The following is a 22,584-nucleotide window of genomic DNA, read 5'->3' on the forward strand; positions in this document are numbered from 1 at the left end:
TCGGATGATGCGTACGCGTCCGCTGAAGGTGGCGCTGCTGGGCTGTGGGGTTGTCGGCTCAGAGGTGGCGCGCATCATGACGACGCACGCCGACGACCTCGCCGCGCGTATCGGAGCCCCCGTCGAACTGGCGGGCGTGGCCGTGCGGCGCCCCTCCAAGGTGCGCGCGGGCATCGACCCCGACCTGGTCACCACCGACGCGACCGCCCTGGTCAAGCGGGGTGACATCGACGTGGTCGTCGAGGTCATCGGCGGTATCGAGCCGGCCCGCTCCCTCATCACCACCGCCTTCGAGCACGGCGCGTCCGTGGTCTCCGCCAACAAGGCGCTCCTCGCGCAGGACGGCGCCGCGCTGCACGCGGCGGCCGACGACCACGACGCGGACCTCTATTACGAGGCCGCCGTCGCCGGTGCCATCCCGCTGATCCGGCCGCTGCGCGAGTCCCTCGCCGGCGACAAGGTCAACCGCGTGCTCGGCATCGTCAACGGCACCACCAACTTCATCCTCGACAAGATGGACTCGACGGGCGCCGGCTACCAGGAGGCCCTCGACGAGGCCACCGCCCTCGGGTACGCGGAGGCCGACCCCACCGCCGATGTCGAGGGGTTCGACGCCGCCGCCAAGGCCGCCATCCTCGCCGGGATCGCCTTCCACACGCGCGTACGCCTCGACGACGTGTACCGCGAGGGCATGATCGAGGTCACCTCCGCCGACTTCGCCTCGGCGAAGGCCATGGGCTGCACCATCAAACTGCTCGCCATCTGCGAGCGGGCCGCCGACGGGGGATCGGTCACCGCGCGGGTGCATCCCGCGATGATCCCGCTGAGCCACCCGCTGGCCTCCGTGCGCGGCGCGTACAACGCCGTGTTCGTCGAGTCCGACGCCGCCGGGCAGCTCATGTTCTACGGACCGGGCGCCGGTGGTGCGCCGACCGCGTCCGCCGTCCTCGGGGACCTGGTCGCCGTCTGTCGCAACAAGCTCAGCGGCGCGACCGGGCCCGGCGACTCGGCGTACACCCAGCTGCCGGTGTCGCCGATGGGTGAGGTCGTGACCCGCTACCACATCAGTCTCGATGTGGCCGACAAACCGGGCGTTCTCGCCCAGGTGGCGACCGTCTTCGCCGAACACGGAGTGTCGATCGATACGGTTCGCCAGCAGGGGCGGCAGGACGGAGGCGGCGATGCCTCCCTCGTGGTCGTCACCCATCGCGCGTCCGACGCGTCCCTGACCGGGACCGTGGAGGCGCTGCGCAACCTCGACACCGTCCGGGGTGTCGCCAGCATCATGCGGGTTGAAGGAGAGTAACGAGCAATGACCCACCAGTGGCGCGGAATCATCGAGGAGTACCGGGACCGGCTGCCGGTGTCCGACACCACGCAGGTCGTCTCGCTGCGTGAGGGCGGTACGCCGCTCGTGCCCGCGCAGGTGCTCTCCGAGCGCACGGGCTGCGAGGTCCACCTCAAGGTCGAGGGTGCCAACCCCACCGGGTCCTTCAAGGACCGCGGTATGACCATGGCCATCACCCGGGCCAAGGAGGAAGGCGCGAAGGCCGTCATCTGTGCCTCCACGGGCAACACCTCTGCCTCGGCGGCGGCCTACGCCGTACGGGCCGGGATGGTCTGTGCCGTCCTCGTGCCGCAGGGCAAGATCGCGCTCGGCAAGATGGGCCAGGCCCTCGTGCACGGCGCGAAGATCCTCCAGGTCGACGGCAACTTCGACGACTGCCTCACCCTGGCGCGCAACCTCTCGGACAACTACCCGGTGGCACTGGTCAATTCGGTGAACCCGGTGCGTATCGAGGGGCAGAAGACCGCGGCGTTCGAGATCGTGGACATGCTCGGCGACGCCCCCGACATCCATGTCCTTCCGGTGGGCAACGCGGGCAACATCACCGCGTACTGGAAGGGGTACACCGAGTACGCCGCCGACAAGATCGCCGCGCGGACTCCGCGCATGTGGGGCTTCCAGGCGTCCGGGTCCGCGCCCATCGTGCGCGGCGAGGTCGTCAAGGACCCCTCGACGATCGCCACCGCGATCCGCATCGGCAACCCGGCCTCGTGGCAGTACGCGCTCGCCGCGCGGGACGAGTCGGGCGGCTTCATCGACGAGGTGACGGACCGTGAGATCCTGCGCGCCTACCGGCTGTTGGCCGCGCAGGAGGGTGTCTTCGTCGAGCCGGCCTCCGCGGCTTCCGTCGCCGGTCTGCTCAAGGCCGCCGAGCAGGGCAAGGTCGACCCGGGACAGCGCATCGTCTGCACGGTGACCGGAAACGGCCTCAAGGACCCCGACTGGGCCGTCGCGGGCGCCCCGCAGCCCGTCACGGTCCCGGTCGACGCCGCCACGGCCGCAGAGCGCCTGGGCCTCGCGTAACGAGGGGCCTGGCCCCTACTGGCGGCAGCGAGTGAGCCGAAGGGGCGCGCCTGTGTCGAGAGGGTGACCGCGCGGAGGCCCGACGAAGGAGGGTCGAGCACGGTCGCCCTCTCGACACAGGCTGCAGCGCCCCGGAGGCGAACCGAGCTCTAAGAAAAAGGGGGGTTGCACATGGGGTGTACGACACGCATCGTGCGCCTCCTGTGCGCCCTATGTCGCCACTGAACCTTCCTTCGATAAGCTGTACCGAACCCGCCCGCCGCATATGCCGCGGTGCCGCGCCGCCCCTGCGGCCTCCGGGTCTTCCGCATTCTCCGTACGTCTCGCAGGATTTCGACAATCTCGCAGCTCAAGCTCAAGGAGAGTCATCGAGCGATGGCCGGTCCAGCGTTCCGCGCCGCCGCCGTCCGGGTGCGCGTCCCCGCCACCAGTGCCAACCTCGGCCCGGGCTTCGACGCCCTCGGCCTGTCACTGGGGCTGTACGACGACGTGGTCGTCCGCGTGGCCGATGCCGGCCTGCACATCGACATCGCGGGCGAGGGAAGCGAGACGCTGCCGCGCGACGAGCGCCACCTCCTCGTACGGTCCCTGCGCACCGCCTTCGACCTGCTGGGCGGACAGCCCCGCGGTCTGGAGATCGTGTGCGCCAACCGCATCCCGCACGGCCGCGGGCTCGGCTCCTCGTCCGCGGCGATCTGCGCCGGCATCGTCGCCGCACGCGCCGTGACCATAGGCGGCGACAGCAAGCTCGACGACACCGCGCTGCTGGAGCTCGCCACCGAGATCGAGGGCCACCCCGACAACGTCGCGGCCTGTCTCCTCGGCGGGTTCACGTTGTCCTGGCTGGAGAACGGGGCGGCGCGCGCCATCAGGATGGAACCCGCCGATTCCATCGTTCCGGTGGTTTTCGTCCCCGGCAAGGCGGTGCTGACGGAGACCGCCCGCGGACTCCTTCCCCGTACCGTCCCGCACGTCGACGCCGCCACCAACGCGGGCCGCGCCGCACTGCTCGTGGAGGCCCTCACCAGGCGCCCCGAGCTGCTGCTGCCCGCCACCGAGGACCGACTGCACCAGGAGTACCGCGCCCCGGCCATGCCGGAGAGCGCGGCGCTGGTGGAGCGGCTGCGGGCGGACGGGATCCCCGCGGTCATCTCGGGCGCCGGGCCCACCGTGCTGGCGCTCGCCGACGAGGCCGCGGCCGACAAGGTCGCACAACTGGCGGGAGAGGGCTGGGCGGCCAACCGGCTGGGCCTCGACGCCACCGGAGCGAGCGTGCTGCCGCTTGCTCCGTGACACTCGGTTGCCGGATTTCGAGAGGGGGAATGTTTGTTGGATCCGGTAGTGTTAACCTCAAGTCTGCACCCGACCCCACCATGGCGAGGTGCTTCACGTCCCCGTCCGGGACAATCATTCTTCCGGGAGCCCCCCAAATCGCTTTGTGCCATGCATTGGGTGCTAGGCGCTGAGCGGTGCTGAGTACGCTCCGGAACCGGCGTGAACGAGCCGATGGACACAGAAACTCAAGTCCGCGGCCCCGGGAAACGTCATCCCAGAAATTCCCTCCGCCTTTTGGCGGACCACCGCCCCGGCACGGTCCACACATGACGGACCACTGTCGGACAGCACAACCGGTCGCCGAGCCAGACAGGCCGACGTCCGCTCCAGGGAAGGACCCTTCGTGAGCGACACCACCGATCTGATGGGCGCACGTGTCGAGGAGACCGCTGCCGCGCCCGCCACGGACGCCTCCGCGCCTGCCACCGGTGCCGGCTCCCGTCGGCGCCGCGGTACCGGCCTTGAGGGCATGGTGCTGGCCGAGCTGCAGCAGGTCGCATCCGGCCTCGGCATCAGGGGCACCGCGCGGATGCGCAAGAGCCAGCTGATCGAGGTCATCAAGGACGCGCAGGGCGGGGGCACCTCCCAGGCCGTTTCAGGCTCTGGGGGAGGGGGTGCCTCGGCCAAGGCCGCGACCTCCGCCGGGGACGCCACCGAGACGAAGCCCAAGCGCCGGGCCACCTCGAAGGCCCGTACGGGCGACGAGGCCGTCTCTCCCGCCGACAAGAAGGCGGAGGCCAAGGCCGAGAAGGCCGTGGCTCAGCAGCAGATCGAGATCCCCGGCCAGCCGGCCGGCGGCCCCGCCCGGGCGAGCGAGGGCGGCGAGCGCGGTGGGGACGATGCTCCGGCCGAGCGCCGCCGGCGTCGCGCCACCGCCGAGGCGGGCAGCCCCGAGACCATCACCGCCGAGGCGAAGACCGAGGTCAGGACCGAGGAGCCCGCGCAGTCCCAGGGCGAGGCCAAGGGCGACGGCTCGGACGGCGGAGCCGACGGCCGTCAGGGCCGCCGCGACCGTCGTGACCGCGCCGACCGTGGCGACCGGGCCGACCGCGGTGAGCGCGGCGACCGTGACCGCGGGGGCCGCGACCGCGACCGCCGTGGTGGCAAGGGCGACGAGCAGCAGGGCGGCCAGAGCAATCAGGGCGGCCAGGGCGGCCAGGGTCAGGGCGGCGGCAACCAGCCGCGTCAGGACCGTCAGGACCGTCAGCAGGGCGGCGGCCGGCAGGACCGTCAGGACCGTCAGCGCGACAACGGCCCGCAGGACGACGACGACTTCGAGGGTGGCCGCCGTGGCCGCCGCGGTCGTTACCGCGACCGCCGTGGCCGTCGTGGCCGCGAAGAGTTCGGCCCGAACGAGCCGCAGGTCGCCGACGACGACGTCCTGATCCCCGTCGCGGGCATCCTGGACATCCTCGACAACTACGCGTTCATCCGTACGTCGGGCTACCTCCCCGGTCCGAACGACGTGTACGTCTCCCTCGCCCAGGTCCGCAAGAACGGTCTGCGCAAGGGTGACCACGTCACCGGCGCCGTCCGGCAGCCCAAGGACGGCGAGCGCCGCGAGAAGTTCAACGCGCTGGTCCGCCTGGACTCGCAGAACGGCATGGCGCCCGAATCGGGGCGCGGACGGCCGGAGTTCAACAAGCTGACGCCGCTCTACCCGCAGGACCGGCTCCGTCTGGAGACCGACCCGGGTGTGCTGACGACCCGCATCATCGACCTCGTCGCGCCCATCGGCAAGGGCCAGCGCGGTCTGATCGTGGCCCCGCCGAAGACCGGCAAGACCATGATCCTGCAGGCGATCGCCAACGCGATCACCGTCAACAACCCCGAGTGCCACCTGATGGTCGTCCTGGTCGACGAGCGTCCGGAAGAGGTCACCGACATGCAGCGGTCGGTGAAGGGCGAGGTCATCTCCTCGACCTTCGACCGCCCGGCCGAGGACCACACCACGGTCGCCGAGCTGGCCATCGAGCGTGCCAAGCGACTGGTGGAGCTGGGCCACGACGTCGTCGTGCTGCTCGACTCGATCACGCGTCTGGGCCGTGCGTACAACCTCGCCGCCCCGGCCTCCGGCCGCATCCTGTCCGGTGGTGTCGACTCGACCGCGCTGTACCCGCCGAAGCGCTTCTTCGGTGCCGCGCGCAACATCGAGGACGGCGGCTCGCTGACGATCCTGGCCACCGCGCTGGTCGACACCGGCTCGCGCATGGACGAGGTCATCTTCGAGGAGTTCAAGGGCACCGGCAACGCGGAGCTCAAGCTCGACCGCAAGCTCGCCGACAAGCGCATCTTCCCGGCGGTGGACGTCGACGCGTCCGGTACCCGTAAGGAAGAGATCCTGCTCGGCAGCGACGAACTCGCCATCACCTGGAAGCTGCGTCGCGTGCTGCACGCGCTCGACCAGCAGCAGGCGATCGAGCTGCTGCTCGACAAAATGAAGCAGACGAAGTCGAACGCCGAGTTCCTGCTGCAGATCCAGAAGACGACGCCGATGCCGGGCAACGGCAACGACTGAGGTCTCAGCCGGCGCAGACAGCCGGTACCGCGGAGGGCCGTCCCCGTCACATCGGGGGCGGCCCTCCGCGTTGTCCCGGCTGGTGCCGCCGGAGCGGGTGCAGGCGCTTGTCGTCGCGGGGGATACGGGAGATCTTCGCCACAGATGTGAAGGTCGACACGGTGGCGCGAAAGCGGGGTGTCCGCCGTCGTAAGCGCAGGTGAGCCGCCGACGGCCCCTGTCGCCGCTCACCCCTTGTGTCCGGGTTCGCACAGTACGGTCACAGTGCGTTGTGCAACCCTTTTTCCGGTTTCACCGTCTGAACGGACGGGTCCTGACAGAGACGTCACGGCACATGACCACGCCTGACCCCGACCGCAGGGGGTAACCGAGCCGACCGGCGAGAACTGAGGAGCACATGGCTGCCGAGCGCACACCCAAATCCGGCCACCGCCGTAAACCGCGGAGCAGGCGTCACAAGGCGCTCGTCGTCGCGGCCTGGTCCGCGGCGGGTGTCTTCGTTCTGGGCGGTACGGGTCTCGGGTACGTGTACTTCAACCTCAACGACAACATCAAGAGCGTCGACATCGACCAGGCACTCGGCACCGACCGGCCCCTGGACGTCGACAACGGCTCGCAGGACATCCTCGTGCTCGGCTCCGACACCCGCTCCGGCAGCAACAAGGAACTGGGCGGCGGCACCGACGACGGCAGCGCCCGCTCGGACACCGCGATGGTCGTGCACGTCTACGAGGGCCACAAGAAGGCCGGCGTGGTCTCCATACCTCGCGACACGCTCGTCCCCCGTCCCGAGTGCACCGACAGCGAGGGCGTGCGGCACGACGCCGCGTCCCTGGCGATGTTCAACTCGGCGTACTCGACGGGCGGCGCCGCCTGCGCGGTCAAGACCGTCGAGTCGATGACCGGCATCCGCATGGACCACTACGTCGAGGTCGACTTCAGCGGCTTCCAGAAGCTGATCGACGAACTCGGCGGTGTCGAGGTCACCACGACCGAGGACATCACCGACAAGGAGAGCCACCTCGACCTGGAGGCCGGCACACACCGGCTGACCGGCAAGCAGTCGCTCGGCCTGGTCCGTACGCGGCACGGGGTCGGCGACGGCTCCGACCTCGGCCGCATCCAGCTCCAGCAGGCGTTCATCAAGGCGCTGGTCGAGCAGGTCAAGGACGTCGGCGTACTGACCAGCCCGAAGAAGCTGTACGACCTCGCCGACACCGCGACGAAGACGGTCACCACCGACTCCGACCTGGCCTCGGTCAAGGAACTGGCGTCCTTCGCCAACGGGCTCAAGGGCATCGGCCCGTCGAAGATGAACATGGTCACGCTGCCGGTCCAGTACGACTCGGCCGACGCCAATCGCGTTCTCGTCGAGAAGGACAAGGCCGAGTCGGTCTGGACCGCCTTGAGGAACGACCGCGCGATCCCGAAGTCGGCGACGGAGGGCACGGCGAGTGGTGACGCCAAGGGCGTCGTCACTTCGTGACCGGCGCCCGCTTCTCAGGGGCGGGTGGGCTTGTGCCGGAGGGGCGGTGCCGGTCCGTCGTGGCTGGTCGCGCAGTTCCCCGCGCCCCTTACGGGGGCCCCTCGGAGGCCCGGGGAATACCACCGGCCGTCCCCCGGTTTGGGGAGATGGCACCAGTCCTGGCAGACTGGACAGTCGGCCCCGGTTCACGCCCCCGCAATCCGCGGCAGCGACCCGGCGCCCTCCCGAAACTAGGAGACACCTTGAAGCGCGACATCCACCCCGAGTACGTCGAGACGCAGGTCAGCTGCACCTGCGGCGCGTCGTTCACCACCCGCAGCACGATCTCCAGCGGCACCGTCCGCGCCGAGGTCTGCTCCGAGTGCCACCCGTTCTACACGGGCAAGCAGAAGATCCTCGACACCGGTGGCCGCGTGGCCCGCTTCGAGGCCCGCTTCGGCAAGGCCAAGGCCGCGGCCGACACCAAGTAGCGAGCTCACAGCGCCGGTCTTCGGTGCCTCCGTCCGGGGGCGCTGGGACCGGCGCTTTGCGGTGCAGCCCCCACCCCCGCTCTCGAACGCGACCGAGCAGTTCGATCGAGCAGTTCGATCGAGCAGGGGAACCCCCATGCCGTACCTACGTCCCCGAGCCCGTGATGGTGCCGGGGGCAGTCCATTGGAGCCGGAGATGTTCGAGGCGGTCGAGGAACTCATCGGCGAGCACGCCGATCTGGAGAAGGAGCTCGCTGACCCGTCGGTCCACGCCGATCAGGCCAACGCGCGCAAGCTCAACAAGCGCTACGCCGAGCTGACCCCGATCATCGCGACGTACCGCTCCTGGAAGCAGACCGGGGACGACATCGAGACGGCGAAGGAGTTCGCGGTCGACGACCCCGACTTCGCCGCCGAGGTCAAGGACCTGGAGAAGCGGCGCGAGGAGCTCACCGAGAAGCTCCGGCTGCTGCTGGTCCCGCGCGACCCCAGCGACGACAAGGACGTCATCCTTGAGATCAAGGCGGGCGCGGGCGGCGACGAGTCGGCCCTGTTCGCCGGTGACCTGCTGCGCATGTACCTGCGGTACGCGGAGCGCGTCGGCTGGAAGACCGAGATCATCGACTCCACCGAGTCCGAGCTGGGCGGCTACAAGGACGTCCAGGTCGCCGTGAAGACCAAGGGCGGCAACGGTGCCACCGAGCCCGGCCAGGGCGTCTGGGCGCGGATGAAGTACGAGGGCGGGGTGCACCGCGTGCAGCGGGTGCCCTCGACCGAGTCGCAGGGCCGTATCCACACCTCCGCCGCCGGTGTGCTGGTCACGCCCGAGGCCGAGGAGGTCGACGTCGAGATCCACGCGAACGACCTGCGGATCGACGTCTACCGCTCCTCCGGACCCGGCGGCCAGTCCGTCAACACCACCGACTCCGCGGTGCGCATCACGCACGTTCCCACCGGAGTCGTCGCCTCCTGCCAGAACGAGAAGAGCCAGCTGCAGAACAAGGAGCAGGCGATGCGTATCCTGCGCTCCAGGCTCCTCGCCGCGGCACAGGAGGAGGCGGAGCGCAACGCCGCGGACGCCCGCCGCAGCCAGGTGCGCACCGTGGACCGCTCCGAGAAGATCCGTACGTACAACTTCCCGGAGAACCGCATCTCGGACCACCGCGTCGGCTTCAAGGCGTACAACTTGGACCAGGTCCTCGACGGTGACCTCGATGCGATGATCCAGGCCTGCGTGGACGCCGACTCGGCGGCCAAGCTCGCCGCGGCCTAGGACGCGTACCGGCACGGCCGCAGTGGACAGTCGCACTACACATCCGCACGACGGACAACAGCTCAGCCCGGAGGACGCGTGAACCTGCTGCTCGCGGAAGTGGCCCAGGCCACCCAGCGGCTGGCCGACGCCGGCGTGCCCTCGCCGCGCAACGACGCCGAGGAGCTCGCCGCGTTCGTGCACGGTGTGAAGCGGGGCGAGCTGCACACCGTGAAGGACGCGGACTTCGACGCCCGGTACTGGGAGGTGATCGCGCGCCGCGAGGCACGCGAACCGCTCCAGCACATCACCGGGCTGGCCTACTTCCGCTATCTGGAACTCCAGGTCGGGCCGGGTGTGTTCGTGCCCCGGCCCGAGACCGAGTCCGTCGTCGGCTGGGCCATAGACGCCGTCCGCGCGATGGACGTCGTGGAGCCGCTGATCGTGGACCTGTGCACCGGTTCGGGCGCCATCGCGCTCGCCCTCGCACAGGAGGTGCCCCGCTCGCGCGTGCACGCCGTGGAGCTGTCCGAGGACGCCCTGCAGTGGACCCGTAAGAACGTCGAGGGATCCCGGGTCGACCTGCGCCAGGGCAACGCCCTGGACGCCTTCCCCGACCTCGACGGCCAGGTCGACCTCGTCATCACCAACCCGCCGTACATCCCGCTCACGGAATGGGAGTACGTCGCTCCGGAGGCCCGGGACTACGATCCCGAACTCTCCCTGTTCTCGGGGGAGGACGGCCTCGACCTGATCCGCGGTCTGGAGCGCACCGCTCACCGGCTGCTGCGGCCGGGCGGTGTCGTCGTCGTCGAGCACGCCGACACCCAGGGCGGTCAGGTGCCGTGGATCTTCACCGAGGAGCGGGGCTGGGCCGACGCGGCCGACCACCCGGACCTCAACAACCGGCCGCGGTTCGCGACCGCCCGCAGGGCGACGCCATGACCACGGCGATGTCCCGTGTGGACGACGTGGAAACCGTTAGACGCGCGGCCACCGGGGTCCGCGTGTGCGAGGAGGCTTGCTGATGGCACGGCGATACGACACCAATGACGCGACCGACCGTTCGACGGGTCTGCGCGAGGCCGCGTCCGCCGTGCGCCGGGGCGAGCTGGTCGTGCTGCCGACCGACACCGTGTACGGGGTCGGCGCCGACGCGTTCAGCTCGGAGGCCGTGTCGGACCTGCTGGAGGCCAAGGGCCGCGGCCGGAACATGCCGACGCCCGTCCTCATCGGCTCCCCGAACACGCTGCACGGGCTGGTCACGGACTTCTCCGAGATGGCCTGGGAACTCGTCGACGCCTTCTGGCCGGGCGCGCTGACCCTGGTCGCCAAGCACCAGCCGTCCCTCCAGTGGGACCTCGGGGACACCCGTGGGACCGTCGCCGTGCGCATGCCGCTGCACCCGGTCGCCATCGAGCTGCTGACCGAGACAGGCCCGATGGCCGTCTCGTCCGCCAACCTCACCGGACACGCGTCCCCCGAGGACTGCGACGCCGCGCAGGAGATGCTCGGCGACTCCGTCTCCGTGTACCTGGACGGCGGTCCCACCCCCGGCATCGTCCCCTCGTCGATCGTCGACGTGACGGGCAAGGTGCCGGTGCTGCTGCGGGCCGGCGCGCTGTCGGCCGAGGAGCTGCGAAAGGTCGTACCCGACCTTGAGGTGGCGAATTGACAGCCCCTGACGCGGGGCGTGGCATAGGTACGGGGACGGGGTACACGGGGGCTTACGGCGACGGGGCCTCGGGCGACTCCTCTTTTCGCATCCTCCACGTCAGCACCGGCAATGTGTGCCGCTCGCCGATCACCGAGCGGCTGACCCGCCATGCCCTGGCGGACCGGCTCGGCGACCCCCTGTGGGGCGGCCTGATCGTGGAGAGCGCCGGTACCTGGGGGCACGAGGGCGCGCCCATGGAGGCCAACGCGGAGGCGGTCCTCGCGGACTTCGGCGCGGACGCCTCCGGCTTCGTGGGCCGCGAACTGCTGGACGAGCACGTCATCCGGGCGGACCTGGTCCTGACCGCCACCCGTGACCACCGCGCCCAGGTCATCTCGATGGGCCACTCGGCGGGCCTGCGCACCTTCACCCTGAAGGAGTTCACCCGCCTGGTCCGCGCGATAGACCCCACGACACTGCCGCCGCTGGACGACGGCATGGTCGAACGCGCCCGTGCCCTGGTCCGCGCCGCGGCGGCGCTACGCGGGTGGCTCCTGGCCCCCACGGCGGAAGCGGACGAGGTCTACGACCCGTACGGCGCCCCCCTCCCGTTCTTCCGCTCGGTGGGCGACGAGATCAACCAGGCGCTGGACCCGGTGGTCACGGCCCTGACGGGGGCGCCGGCCCGGGCCTGAGGGGCGGGGGACGGTTTCCGGCGGGCGGAGTCCGGCGCAGTGGCTCGAAGCCGGGGAGGCCCTCCGGGGCCGAGCGGTGCGAGGGGCACGTGGGGGATCGGTCGAGATCAACCAGGCGCTGGACCCGGTGGTGACGGCCCTGACGGGGGCGCCGGCCCGGGCCTGAGGGGCGGGGGCGTGCGCCCTGTGCGGGGCGGGTGGGGAGGGCTGTTCGGATGTCGTGGGCGGTGCCCGGGCGTAGCACCGGGCGCGGCAGGGGACTGGGTCCTACATTGGACATAGCGATCCCCCGCCGAGGTCCGGAGTCCGCCATGCCGGTCACACACACGCTTGAAGGCCCGCCGTCCGCCGATGTGCTCGGCCGGCAGGATCCGGAGCTGGCCGAGATCCTCCTCGCGGAGCTGACACGGCAGACCACGACGCTCCAGCTGATCGCCGCCGAGAACTTCACCTCGCCGGCCGCGCTGGCCGCCCTGGGCTCGCCGCTCGCCAACAAGTACGCCGAGGGATACCCCGGCGCCCGGCACCACGGCGGCTGCGAGATCGTCGATGTGGCCGAGCGGGTGGCCGTGGAGCGCGCCAAGGGCCTCTTCGGCGCCGAACACGCCAACGTGCAGTCCCACTCCGGGAGTTCGGCCGTGCTGGCCGCGTACGCCGCCCTGCTGCGCCCCGGGGACACCGTCCTCGCGATGGGCCTGCCGCACGGCGGGCACCTCACCCACGGGTCGCCCGCGAACTTCTCGGGCCGCTGGTTCGACTTCGTCGGATACGGCGTCGATCCGGAGAGCGGCCTCATCGACCACGAGCAGGTCCGGGCGCTGGCCCGTACCCACCGGCCGAAGGCCGTCGTGTGCGGCTCCATCTCGTATCCCCGGCACATCGACTACGAGGCGTTCCGTGCGGTGGCGGACGAGGTCGGCGCGTATCTCATCGCCGACGCCGCCCACCCCATCGGCCTCGTCGCCGGGGGAGCGGCGCCCAGCCCGGTCCCGTACGCCGACGTCGTGTGCGCGACCACCCACAAGGTGCTGCGCGGGCCGCGCGGCGGCATGCTGCTGTGCGGGAGCGAGCTGGCCGACCGGGTCGACCGGGCCGTCTTCCCCTTCACCCAGGGCGGCGCGCAGATGCACACCGTCGCCGCGAAGGCCGTCGCGTTCGGCGAGGCGGCAACACCGGCGTTCACGGCGTACGCCCATCAGGTGGTCGCGAACGCGAGGGCGCTGGCACAGGGGCTGGCCGCCGAGGGACTCCCGGTCACCACCGGCGGCACCGACACCCATCTGCTGACCGTCGACCCGGCGCCGCTCGGCGTGGACGGCCGTACCGCCCGCGGCCGGCTCGCCGCCGCCGGAATGGTCCTCGACACCTGCGCGCTGCCCCATCCCGACGTACGGGGCCTGCGCCTGGGCACGGCCGCCGTCACCACGCAGGGCATGGGTGAGGCCGAGATGGCCCGGATCGCGGTGCTGTTCGGCGCGGCCGTGCGGGACGAGTCCGCGGGCCGGCGCGTACGTGAAGAAGTACGGGATCTGACCGGGAGATTTCCCCCTTATCCCGGCTAGCGGGGGGTGGGCGATCATGGGAGCACATCCACTCGTGCAACCATCGGCTCTACCCGGAAGTCCTCAACCGTATGCGCACGAAGCTATGGTGTGGGGCTGAGATGGCCAGCGAGACCTGTGGGGAATGCCCGTGCGTGAATACCTCCTGACGCTCTGCGTCACGGCCGCGGTGACGTACCTGCTGACCGGGCCGGTGCGGAAGTTCGCGATCGTGGCCGGAGCGATGCCGGAGATCCGGGCACGTGACGTGCACCGAGAACCCACACCGCGCCTCGGCGGCATCGCGATGTTCTTCGGACTGTGCGCGGGCCTGCTGGTCGCGGACCATCTGACGAACCTCAGCGTGGTCTTCGAGAACTCGAACGAGCCGCGGGCGCTGCTGTCCGGCGCCGCCCTGATCTGGCTGATCGGCGTCCTGGACGACAAGTTCGAGATCGACGCCCTCATCAAGCTGGGCGCCCAGATGATCGCCGCGGGCGTCATGGTCATGCAGGGTCTGACGATCCTGTGGCTGCCCATCCCCGGCGTCGGCTCGGTCTCGCTGACCCAGTGGCAGGGCACGCTGCTGACGGTCGCGCTCGTCGTGATCACCATCAACGCCGTGAACTTCGCCGACGGCCTCGACGGCCTCGCCGCGGGCATGGTGTGCATCGCGGCCGCCGCGTTCTTCATGTACGGCTACCGCATCTGGTACGGGTACGGGCTGGAGTCCGCCGCCCCCGCAACGCTCTTCTCCGCGCTCCTGATGGGCATGTGCCTCGGCTTCCTGCCGCACAACATGCACCCCGCGCGGATCTTCATGGGCGACTCGGGCTCGATGCTCATCGGGCTCGTGCTGGCGGCCGGCGCCATCTCCATCACCGGCCAGGTCGACCCGGACGCGATGAACCTGTTCGCAGGGTCCGAGAAGGAGGCCGTGCACCAGACGGTGCCGGTCTACATCCCGCTGCTGCTGCCGCTGACGATCATCGCCGTCCCGGCGGCGGACCTGGTGCTCGCCATCGTGCGGCGCACCTGGCGCGGCCAGTCCCCGTTCGCGGCCGACCGCGGACACCTGCACCACCGGCTCCTGGAGATCGGGCACTCGCACAGCCGGGCCGTGCTCATCATGTACTTCTGGTCGGCGCTGATCGCCTTCGGAGCCCTCGCCTACTCGGTGAACTCGGGCGCCATGTGGATCGTGCTCGGCATCATGGCGCTCAGCGCGGTGGGCCTCCTCCTGCTCCTGCTGCCGCGGTTCACGCCGCGTACCCCGCGCTGGGCCGAGCACTTCGTGCCGCCGCGCTACCGCCGGCGCAGGGCCGTGGACCTGCCCGCGGAGGGCGGCCCGGCGGTCGCGTACGACGAAGCCGACGGGGACCACGCGCACACCGGTGAACACGGTGGGGAACAGGACGCGGAACAGGACGGGGAGCGCCGTACTCCGGTCGCTGTCGGTGTCTCAGGAGTCAACGGGGCGAGCGCGGTCGGCGCCCGTTCGCGTCTCCTGGACGAGCGAGGGGCCGGGACCTCGCGCTGACGCCGGGTAAGAGTTTCGCAAGAGCCGTCCCCTGGGCGGCTCTCCAAAAGCGCCTCATTACCAGACAAGTTGGTCCCCTGGGTGCACAGACGTGCATGTTCACTCTCATGTGTGACGCCGAGCACACCAACCAGGTAAAGACCTCATCAAATAGTTTGTGATACGGTTCACGAGAACCCAGGACAGAGCCGAAGGACCGCAGTGCGACGGTTCACCGGCGGTGAGGTTCTCTCGCTGTCCGGGACTACGCTCGTCCATGACGACACCTGCCCCCTTGAGCAAAGCGGAGTTGCCGCCATGCCCTCCAATGACGTCCGGATCCTCCTCCAAGCCGCTGTGCCCACAGCTGCCGTCGGCGCGATCGCCGCCGTGGTCAGCGGTGTGGTCGCCGGGGGCAAGGGGGCGGTCGGGGCGCTTGTGGCGACGCTGGTCGTGATCCTCTTCATGGGTGTCGGGCTGTACGTTCTGCAGCGCACCGCCAAATTGCTTCCGCACCTGTTCCAGGCGATGGGTCTGATGCTCTACACGGCACAGATCCTTCTGCTGTTCATCTTTGTCGCCGCGTTCAAGAACACGACGCTGTTCAACCCGAAGGCCTTCGCGATCTCGATCGTCGCCACCACGCTCGCGTGGATCGGCGCACAGGCGCGTGCCCAGATGAAAGCCAAGATCCTCTACGTCGAACCCGAGTCCTCGAAGGGCGACAGGCCCGAAAAGACAGGGCACTCGTCGTGAGGGGTAGGGCCGGGATAAGTGCTCGTAGAAGACCCTGCTATCGTCCGGTGCCAACTGCGGCATCGCGGGCGCGGGCATCTGAGCTGACGCCTGCTCAATCGCGAGGCTTGATGCCCCCCAGCCGCCCTCACATCCGTTACACCAGTCCAGTGCCGAACCGCGGCTGCGCGCCGCGCCGACACAACGAGGTTGCCGTACCTATGCGCCACGCTGAAGGAGCCCGCGGTGAGTGCTGACCCGACGCAGGTGCTCGCCTTCGAGACCGACTGCCACATCTTCGACGGCTGTGGATTCCCGGCTCCCGGCCTGCACTCGTTCCTGTTCGAGCCCCTCGTGGGCGATGCGGACAGCAGCGTCTATTTCAACAAGACGATGCTCCTGGCGCTGCTCGGCTCCGTCATCGTCATCGGCTTCTTCTGGGCCGCCTTCCGTAAGCCGAAGGTCGTCCCGGGCAAGCTGCAGATGGTCGCCGAAGCCGGATACGACTTCGTCCGGCGCGGCGTCGTCTACGAGACGATCGGCAAGAAGGAGGGCGAGAAGTACGTACCGCTGGTTGTCTCGCTGTTCTTCTTCATCTGGATGATGAACATCTGGTCGATCGTCCCGGTCGCCCAGTTCCCGGTCACGTCGATCATCTCGTACCCCGCGGTCCTCGCCCTGATCGTGTACGTCCTGTGGGTCTCGCTGACCTTCAAGCGGCACGGATTCGTCGGTGCGTTCAAGAACTTCTCCGGCTACGACAAGTCGCTGGGCCCGGTTCTTCCGCTGGCCATGGGCATCGAGCTTCTCTCGAACCTGATCGTCCGGCCGTTCACGCACGCGGTGCGACTGTTCGCGAACATGTTCGCGGGTCACACCCTGCTGCTGCTGTTCACGATCGCCAGCTGGTACCTGCTCAACGGCATCGGGATCGCCTACGCGGGCGTCTCGTTCATCATGGTGATCGTCATGACGGCGTTCGAGTTGTTCATCCAGGCCCTGCAGGCGTACGTCTTCGTGCTTCTGACCTGCACCTTCATCCAGGGCGCGCTCGCCGAGCACCACTGAGCCACCCCCGGTAAAACCCCCTAAACGTCCGGTGGTCAACCCCCGCCGGTCCGTACAGAGAAGGAAGAATCAGCATGGCTGCCACTGAGACCCTCGCCGCTGTCTCCGGCTCCCTCGGCTCCATCGGCTACGGCCTTGCCGCGATCGGCCCCGGCGTCGGCGTCGGCATCATCTTCGGTAACGGCACCCAGGCCCTTGCCCGTCAGCCCGAGGCTGCCGGCCTGATCCGTGCCAACCAGATTCTCGGCTTCGCCTTCTGTGAGGCGCTCGCCCTCATCGGTCTGGTCATGCCGTTCGTCTACGGCGTCTGACGTCGGATTCACGACAGACCGCCCACTAGACGAAAGGCACTGATATGAGCCAGCTGCTCACTGTCGCGGCCGAGGAGATGGAAAATCCCCTCATCCCGCCGATCCCCGAGCTGGTCATCGGCCTGATCGCCTTCGTCATCGTCTTCGGCTTCCTCGCCAAGAAGCTGCTCCCGAACATCAACAAGGTTCTGGAGCAGCGCCGCGAGGCCATCGAGGGCGGTATCGAGAAGGCCGAGGCCGCTCAGACCGAAGCCCAGAGCGTGCTGGAGCAGTACAAGGCCCAGCTCGCCGAGGCCCGGCACGAGGCCGCGCGTCTGCGCCAGGAGGCGCAGGAGCAGGGTGCCACGCTCATCGCCGAGATGCGCGCGGAAGGCCAGCGGCAGCGTGAGGAAATCATCGCCGCCGGTCACTCGCAGCTCGCCGCCGACCGCAAGGCCGCCGCGTCCGCGCTGCGCCAGGACGTGGGCCAGCTGGCCACCGAACTGGCCGGCAAGCTCGTCGGCGAGTCCCTTGAGGACCACGCCCGGCAGAGCCGCACGATCGACCGGTTCCTCGACGGTCTCGACGAGACCGCGTCGAAGGCCGAGGCCACGCGATGAACGGAGCGAGCCGCGACGCGCTGGCCACCGCACGTGAGCGTCTCGACGCGCTGACGGACTCCACGTCCGTCGACGCGGCGCAGCTCGCCGACGAGCTGGCCTCCGTCACCGCGCTGCTCGACCGTGAGGTGTCCCTGCGTCGGGTCCTCACCGACCCGGCGCAGGCCGGCGAGGCGAAGGCCGAACTGGCCGGGCGCCTCCTCAGCGGTCAGGTCAGCGGCACCACCGCCGACCTGGTGGCCGGTCTGGTGCGCTCCCGCTGGTCGCGTTCGCGTGATCTGGTCGACTCCGTAGAGGAGCTGGCCGACACCGCCGACCTCACGGCGGCGCAGCGGCTGGGCAGGCTCGACGACGTCGAGGACGAGCTGTTCCGGTTCGGCCGGATCGTCGCCTCGGACACCGGGCTGCGCGCCGCGCTGACCGACCGCGGCGCCACGGCCGCGGCCAAGAGCGAGCTGCTGCGCAGCCTGCTCGGCGGCCGGGCCGACGCCGTCACCGAGCGGCTGGTCACGCGCCTTGTGACCGCGCCCCGGGGACGTAGCCTGGAGTCGGGACTCGAATCCCTGTCCAAGCTCGCGGCCGACCGTCGAAACCGCATGGTCGCCGTCGTCACCTCGGCGGTTCCGCTGAGCGACGTGCAGAAGCAGCGCCTCGGCGCCGCCCTCGCGAAGCTCTACGGCCACCCGATGCACCTCAACCTCGACGTGGACCCCGAGGTCCTCGGCGGGATCCGGGTGCAGGTCGGAGACGAGATCATCAACGGCTCCATCGCGGACCGGCTGGAAGCAGTCAGCCGCCGCATGGCGAGCTAGCAGCAACTGAATACACGTAACCACGCAGTACTACGGCCCTCGTTGGGCCGTGCAGAGGATTCCTGGGGGCCCGCGGCGCAGCCGCTGAGGGAAAAAGCCCCAGACCCCCCAAGAAAACTTCGGGCCCAACAAGGAGAGCAGGGAACCCAGATGGCGGAGCTCACGATCCGGCCGGAGGAGATCCGGGATGCGCTGGAGAACTTTGTCCAGTCGTACAAGCCGGACGCGGCCTCGCGCGAGGAGGTCGGTACGGTCACCCTTGCCGGCGACGGCATCGCGAAGGTCGAGGGCCTGCCCTCGGCCATGGCCAACGAACTGCTGAAGTTCGAGGACGGCACTCTCGGTCTCGCGCTGAACCTGGAAGAGCGCGAGATCGGTGCGGTCGTCCTCGGCGAGTTCAGCGGTATCGAGGAGGGGCAGCCGGTCACGCGTACCGGCGAGGTCCTGTCCGTGGCCGTCGGCGAGGGCTACCTCGGCCGCGTTGTCGACCCGCTCGGCACCCCGATCGACGGTCTCGGCGAGATCGAGACGTCCGGACGCCGCGCGCTCGAACTGCAGGCACCGGGCGTCATGGCCCGTAAGTCGGTCCACGAGCCGATGGAGACCGGCTACAAGGCCGTCGACGCGATGACCCCGATCGGCCGTGGCCAGCGTCAGCTGGTCATCGGCGACCGTCAGACCGGCAAGACCGCGCTGGCCGTCGACACGATCATCAACCAGCGTGACAACTGGCGCACCGGCGACCCGAAGAAGCAGGTCCGCTGCGTCTACGTCGCCATCGGCCAGAAGGGCTCGACCATCGCCTCCGTGCGTGGCGCCCTCGAAGAGGCCGGCGCGCTGGAGTACACGACCATCGTCGCCGCCCCGGCGTCCGACCCGGCCGGCTTCAAGTACCTGGCGCCGTACACCGGTTCGGCCATCGGCCAGCAGTGGATGTACGAGGGCAAGCACGTCCTCATCATCTTCGACGACCTCTCGAAGCAGGCCGACGCCTACCGCGCCGTGTCCCTGCTGCTCCGCCGTCCGCCGGGGCGCGAGGCCTACCCCGGTGACGTCTTCTACCTGCACTCCCGTCTCCTTGAGCGTTGCGCGAAGCTCTCGGACGAGCTGGGCGCGGGCTCGATGACCGGTCTGCCGATCGTCGAGACGAAGGCCAACGACGTCTCGGCGTTCATCCCGACCAACGTCATCTCCATCACCGACGGCCAGTGCTTCCTGGAGTCGGACCTGTTCAACGCCGGTCAGCGCCCCGCGCTGAACGTCGGTATCTCCGTCTCCCGAGTCGGCGGTTCCGCGCAGCACAAGGCGATGAAGCAGGTCTCCGGCCGACTGCGCGTGGACCTGGCCCAGTTCCGTGAGCTTGAGGCGTTCGCCGCCTTCGGTTCCGACCTGGACGCCGCGTCGAAGTCGCAGCTGGACCGCGGTCAGCGGATGGTCGAGCTGCTCAAGCAGGCTCAGTACCAGCCGATGGCCACCGAGGACCAGGTCGTCTCCGTGTGGGCCGGTACCACCGGCAAGATGGACGAGGTTCCGGTCAACGACATCCGCCGCTTCGAGAAGGAGCTGCTGGAGTACCTGCACCGCAAGGAGCAGGGCCTCATGACCTCCATCAAGGAGGGCGGCAAGATGTCGGACGACACCCTGCAGGCCATCGCCGACGCGATCGCGGACTTCAAGAAGCAGTTCGAGACGTCGGACGGCAAGCTGCTCGGCGAGGACACTCCTGCCGCTGCGGGCAAGTGACGACGGAAGGGACCTGACTCATGGGAGCCCAGCTCCGGGTCTACAAGCGTCGCATCAAATCCGTCACCGCGACCAAGAAGATCACCAAGGCGATGGAGATGATCGCCGCCTCGCGTGTCGTCAAGGCGCAGCGCAAGGTACGGGCCTCCTCGCCGTACGCGACCGAGCTCACCCGCGCGGTCACGGCGGTCGGGACCGGTTCGAACACCAAGCATCCGCTGACCACGGAGGCCGAGACGGCGACCCGTTCCGCGGTGCTGCTCCTCACGAGCGACCGCGGACTGGCCGGCGCCTTCAACTCCAACGCCATCAAGGCGGCGGAGCGGCTGACCGCCCGTCTGGTGGCCGAGGGCAAGGAGGTCGACACGTACATCGTCGGCCGCCGTGGTCTCGCCCACTACAACTTCCGTGAGCGCAAGGTCTCGGATTCGTGGGCGGGCTTCACCGACGAGCCCTCGTACGCGGACGCGAAGAACGTCGCCGTTCCGCTGATCGAGGCCATCGAGAAGGAGACGGCGGAGGGCGGCGTGGACGAGATCCACATCGTCTACACCGAGTTCGTCTCGATGATGACGCAGACGGCGCTCGACAGCCGTCTGCTGCCGCTCAGCCTCGACGAGGTCGCGGAGGAGTCGTCCGGCAAGGACGAGATCCTCCCGCTCTACGACTTCGAGCCGTCGGCGGAGGACGTCCTGGACGCCCTTCTGCCGCGGTACGTCGAGAGCCGTATCTACAACGCGCTGCTCCAGTCGGCTGCCTCCAAGCACGCCGCCACCCGCCGCGCGATGAAGTCGGCGACCGACAACGCGGGAGACCTGATCACTTCACTCTCCCGATCTGCCAACGCGGCCCGCCAGGCCGAAATCACCCAGGAAATCAGCGAGATCGTCGGTGGCACCGCAGCGCTGGCCGACGCGACCGCGGGGAGTGACAGGTAATGACGACGACAGTTGAGACGGCCGTTGCCACGGGCCGCGTCGCCCGGGTCATCGGCCCGGTCGTCGACGTGGAATTCCCCGTCGACGCCATGCCGGAGATCTACAACGCCCTTCACGTCGAGGTGGCCGACCCGGCCAACGCCGGCGAGAAGAAGACGCTGACCCTTGAGGTCGCCCAGCACCTGGGTGACGGTCTGGTCCGCACCATCTCCATGCAGCCCACCGACGGTCTGGTCCGCCAGGCCGCGGTGACCGACACGGGCACGGGCATCTCCGTCCCGGTCGGTGACTTCACCAAGGGCAAGGTGTTCAACACCCTCGGCGAGGTGCTGAACTCCGACGAGGCCTACACGGGCGACCGGTGGACCATCCACCGCAAGGCCCCCTCGTTCGACCAGCTTGAGCCGAAGACCGAGATGTTCGAGACGGGCCTGAAGGTCGTCGACCTTCTCACCCCGTACGTCAAGGGCGGCAAGATCGGTCTGTTCGGTGGTGCCGGTGTCGGCAAGACCGTGCTGATCCAGGAAATGATCATGCGTGTCGCCAACCTCCACGAGGGCGTCTCCGTCTTCGCGGGCGTCGGTGAGCGCACCCGTGAGGGCAACGACCTCATCGCGGAGATGGAAGAGAGCGGTGTTCTCGACAAGACCGCTCTCGTCTTCGGTCAGATGGACGAGCCCCCGGGCACCCGTCTGCGCGTGGCCCTGGCCGGTCTGACCATGGCGGAGTACTTCCGCGATGTGCAGAAGCAGGACGTGCTGTTCTTCATCGACAACATCTTCCGCTTCACCCAGGCAGGTTCCGAGGTCTCCACCCTGCTCGGCCGTATGCCGTCCGCGGTGGGTTACCAGCCGACCCTGGCCGACGAGATGGGTCAGCTGCAGGAGCGCATCACCTCGACGCGTGGTCACTCGATCACGTCGATGCAGGCGATCTACGTTCCCGCGGACGACCTGACCGACCCGGCCCCGGCCACCACGTTCGCCCACCTCGACGCGACGACGGTGCTCTCCCGTCCGATCTCCGAGAAGGGCATCTACCCGGCCGTGGACCCGCTGGACTCCACGTCCCGCATCCTGGACCCGCGCTACATCGCGCAGGAGCACTACGACGCCGCCATGCGCGTCAAGACGGTCCTGCAGAAGTACAAGGACCTCCAGGACATCATCGCGATCCTCGGTATCGACGAACTGGGCGAGGAGGACAAGCTCGTCGTCCACCGTGCCCGTCGTGTGGAGCGCTTCCTGTCCCAGAACACCCACGCCGCCAAGCAGTTCACCGGTGTGGACGGGTCGGACGTTCCGCTGGAGGAGTCCATCGCGGCGTTCAACTCGATCATCGACGGGGAGTACGACCACTTCCCGGAGCAGGCGTTCTTCATGTGCGGTGGCATCGAGGACCTCAAGGCCAACGCCAAGGAACTCGGCGTCTCCTGAACCGCGTGTTCTGAGTGAGGGGGCGGGGCCGTGCCTCGCGGGGCGGGTCCCGCCCTTCTCACTACGCCCATTAGACTTTGACCCAACACCCGGCAGCG

20 protein-coding genes are annotated in these 22,584 nt (G+C 69.2%); all 20 read left to right on the forward strand.

What is annotated here, in order from left to right; translation table 11 throughout:
- Nucleotides 1-7: 7 nt before the first annotated feature.
- The 20 genes from ACH4DZ_RS12235 to atpD all read left to right on the forward strand — a co-directional run bounded on the left by ACH4DZ_RS12235 (nt 8) and on the right by atpD (nt 22,486).
- Entirely contained in the window at nt 8-1,306 is a 1,299-nt protein-coding gene (locus ACH4DZ_RS12235; protein ID WP_398287086.1) for a homoserine dehydrogenase, read from the forward strand.
- A gap of 6 nt (nt 1,307-1,312) precedes the next feature.
- On the forward strand, nt 1,313-2,371 hold the full coding sequence (gene thrC / locus ACH4DZ_RS12240; RefSeq protein WP_387320245.1) for a threonine synthase: 1,059 nt from the start codon (nt 1,313-1,315) through the stop codon (nt 2,369-2,371).
- 375 nt (nt 2,372-2,746) lie between these two features.
- Complete coding sequence (gene thrB, locus ACH4DZ_RS12245; RefSeq protein WP_398286965.1) at nt 2,747-3,664, forward strand: homoserine kinase; 918 nt, start codon at nt 2,747-2,749, stop codon at nt 3,662-3,664.
- A gap of 385 nt (nt 3,665-4,049) precedes the next feature.
- Complete coding sequence (gene rho / locus ACH4DZ_RS12250; RefSeq protein WP_398286966.1) at nt 4,050-6,224, forward strand: transcription termination factor Rho; 2,175 nt, start codon at nt 4,050-4,052, stop codon at nt 6,222-6,224.
- A gap of 397 nt (nt 6,225-6,621) precedes the next feature.
- A complete protein-coding gene (locus ACH4DZ_RS12255; RefSeq protein ID WP_398286967.1) occupies nt 6,622-7,710 on the forward strand; it encodes an LCP family protein in 1,089 nt (362 codons plus the stop codon).
- Nucleotides 7,711-7,952: 242 nt separating this feature from the next.
- Entirely contained in the window at nt 7,953-8,180 is a 228-nt protein-coding gene (gene rpmE / locus ACH4DZ_RS12260; protein ID WP_055510606.1) for a 50S ribosomal protein L31, read from the forward strand.
- A 196-nt stretch (nt 8,181-8,376) separates the two neighbouring features.
- A complete protein-coding gene (gene prfA, locus ACH4DZ_RS12265; RefSeq protein WP_398286969.1) occupies nt 8,377-9,453 on the forward strand; it encodes a peptide chain release factor 1 in 1,077 nt (358 codons plus the stop codon).
- A 78-nt stretch (nt 9,454-9,531) separates the two neighbouring features.
- Nucleotides 9,532-10,377: a peptide chain release factor N(5)-glutamine methyltransferase gene (gene prmC / locus ACH4DZ_RS12270; RefSeq protein ID WP_398286971.1), complete on the forward strand. Its 846-nt coding sequence runs from the start codon at nt 9,532-9,534 to the stop codon at nt 10,375-10,377.
- A gap of 82 nt (nt 10,378-10,459) precedes the next feature.
- On the forward strand, nt 10,460-11,107 hold the full coding sequence (locus tag ACH4DZ_RS12275) for an L-threonylcarbamoyladenylate synthase (RefSeq protein ID WP_328493918.1): 648 nt from the start codon (nt 10,460-10,462) through the stop codon (nt 11,105-11,107).
- A complete protein-coding gene (locus ACH4DZ_RS12280) occupies nt 11,104-11,784 on the forward strand; it encodes a protein-tyrosine-phosphatase (RefSeq protein ID WP_398286972.1) in 681 nt (226 codons plus the stop codon). The genes ACH4DZ_RS12275 and ACH4DZ_RS12280 overlap by 4 nt, the downstream gene beginning before the upstream one ends.
- Nucleotides 11,785-12,095: 311 nt before the next feature.
- On the forward strand, nt 12,096-13,346 hold the full coding sequence (gene glyA / locus ACH4DZ_RS12285; protein ID WP_398286974.1) for a serine hydroxymethyltransferase: 1,251 nt from the start codon (nt 12,096-12,098) through the stop codon (nt 13,344-13,346).
- Nucleotides 13,347-13,476: 130 nt separating this feature from the next.
- Complete coding sequence (locus tag ACH4DZ_RS12290; protein WP_398286975.1) at nt 13,477-14,865, forward strand: MraY family glycosyltransferase; 1,389 nt, start codon at nt 13,477-13,479, stop codon at nt 14,863-14,865.
- 297 nt (nt 14,866-15,162) lie between these two features.
- Entirely contained in the window at nt 15,163-15,600 is a 438-nt protein-coding gene (locus tag ACH4DZ_RS12295; protein WP_398287087.1) for a hypothetical protein, read from the forward strand.
- A 225-nt stretch (nt 15,601-15,825) separates the two neighbouring features.
- Entirely contained in the window at nt 15,826-16,647 is an 822-nt protein-coding gene (gene atpB, locus ACH4DZ_RS12300; protein WP_267027281.1) for a F0F1 ATP synthase subunit A, read from the forward strand.
- A 74-nt stretch (nt 16,648-16,721) separates the two neighbouring features.
- Nucleotides 16,722-16,958 (forward strand): F0F1 ATP synthase subunit C, encoded by a 237-nt coding sequence (locus ACH4DZ_RS12305; RefSeq protein ID WP_067273352.1) that lies wholly within the window; start codon nt 16,722-16,724, stop codon nt 16,956-16,958.
- A gap of 44 nt (nt 16,959-17,002) precedes the next feature.
- The gene (locus tag ACH4DZ_RS12310) at nt 17,003-17,557 is read left to right on the forward strand and encodes a F0F1 ATP synthase subunit B (RefSeq protein WP_107021299.1); all 555 of its coding nucleotides are present in this window, start codon (nt 17,003-17,005) and stop codon (nt 17,555-17,557) included.
- Entirely contained in the window at nt 17,554-18,369 is an 816-nt protein-coding gene (locus ACH4DZ_RS12315) for a F0F1 ATP synthase subunit delta (protein WP_398286976.1), read from the forward strand. Before ACH4DZ_RS12310 ends, ACH4DZ_RS12315 begins: the two co-directional genes overlap by 4 nt.
- A gap of 150 nt (nt 18,370-18,519) precedes the next feature.
- The gene (gene atpA / locus ACH4DZ_RS12320) at nt 18,520-20,112 is read left to right on the forward strand and encodes a F0F1 ATP synthase subunit alpha (protein ID WP_328493910.1); all 1,593 of its coding nucleotides are present in this window, start codon (nt 18,520-18,522) and stop codon (nt 20,110-20,112) included.
- Between the two features lie 20 nt (nt 20,113-20,132).
- On the forward strand, nt 20,133-21,050 hold the full coding sequence (locus ACH4DZ_RS12325; RefSeq protein WP_398286978.1) for a F0F1 ATP synthase subunit gamma: 918 nt from the start codon (nt 20,133-20,135) through the stop codon (nt 21,048-21,050).
- On the forward strand, nt 21,050-22,486 hold the full coding sequence (gene atpD / locus ACH4DZ_RS12330) for a F0F1 ATP synthase subunit beta (protein WP_398286979.1): 1,437 nt from the start codon (nt 21,050-21,052) through the stop codon (nt 22,484-22,486). Before ACH4DZ_RS12325 ends, atpD begins: the two co-directional genes overlap by 1 nt.
- The last annotated feature ends 98 nt before the right edge of the window (nt 22,487-22,584 follow it).

It is taken from the genome of Streptomyces sp. NPDC017991, assembly GCF_044328075.1.
GTDB lineage: Bacteria > Actinomycetota > Actinomycetes > Streptomycetales > Streptomycetaceae > Streptomyces.

Bases quoted from the DNA above. Each gene is read 5' to 3' on its own strand.
- ACH4DZ_RS12235 (WP_398287086.1), top strand. From the start codon at position 8: ATGCGTACGCGTCCGCTGAAGGTGGCGCTGCTGGGCTGTGGGGTTGTC.
- thrC (WP_387320245.1), top strand. From the start codon at position 1,313: ATGACCCACCAGTGGCGCGGAATCATCGAGGAGTACCGGGACCGGCTG.
- thrB (WP_398286965.1), top strand. From the start codon at position 2,747: ATGGCCGGTCCAGCGTTCCGCGCCGCCGCCGTCCGGGTGCGCGTCCCC.
- ACH4DZ_RS12255 (WP_398286967.1), top strand. From the start codon at position 6,622: ATGGCTGCCGAGCGCACACCCAAATCCGGCCACCGCCGTAAACCGCGG.
- prfA (WP_398286969.1), top strand. From the start codon at position 8,377: ATGTTCGAGGCGGTCGAGGAACTCATCGGCGAGCACGCCGATCTGGAG.
- ACH4DZ_RS12275 (WP_328493918.1), top strand. From the start codon at position 10,460: ATGGCACGGCGATACGACACCAATGACGCGACCGACCGTTCGACGGGT.
- glyA (WP_398286974.1), top strand. From the start codon at position 12,096: ATGCCGGTCACACACACGCTTGAAGGCCCGCCGTCCGCCGATGTGCTC.
- ACH4DZ_RS12295 (WP_398287087.1), top strand. From the start codon at position 15,163: ATGCCCTCCAATGACGTCCGGATCCTCCTCCAAGCCGCTGTGCCCACA.
- ACH4DZ_RS12305 (WP_067273352.1), top strand. From the start codon at position 16,722: ATGGCTGCCACTGAGACCCTCGCCGCTGTCTCCGGCTCCCTCGGCTCC.
- ACH4DZ_RS12310 (WP_107021299.1), top strand. From the start codon at position 17,003: ATGAGCCAGCTGCTCACTGTCGCGGCCGAGGAGATGGAAAATCCCCTC.
- ACH4DZ_RS12315 (WP_398286976.1), top strand. From the start codon at position 17,554: ATGAACGGAGCGAGCCGCGACGCGCTGGCCACCGCACGTGAGCGTCTC.
- atpA (WP_328493910.1), top strand. From the start codon at position 18,520: ATGGCGGAGCTCACGATCCGGCCGGAGGAGATCCGGGATGCGCTGGAG.
- ACH4DZ_RS12325 (WP_398286978.1), top strand. From the start codon at position 20,133: ATGGGAGCCCAGCTCCGGGTCTACAAGCGTCGCATCAAATCCGTCACC.
- atpD (WP_398286979.1), top strand. From the start codon at position 21,050: ATGACGACGACAGTTGAGACGGCCGTTGCCACGGGCCGCGTCGCCCGG.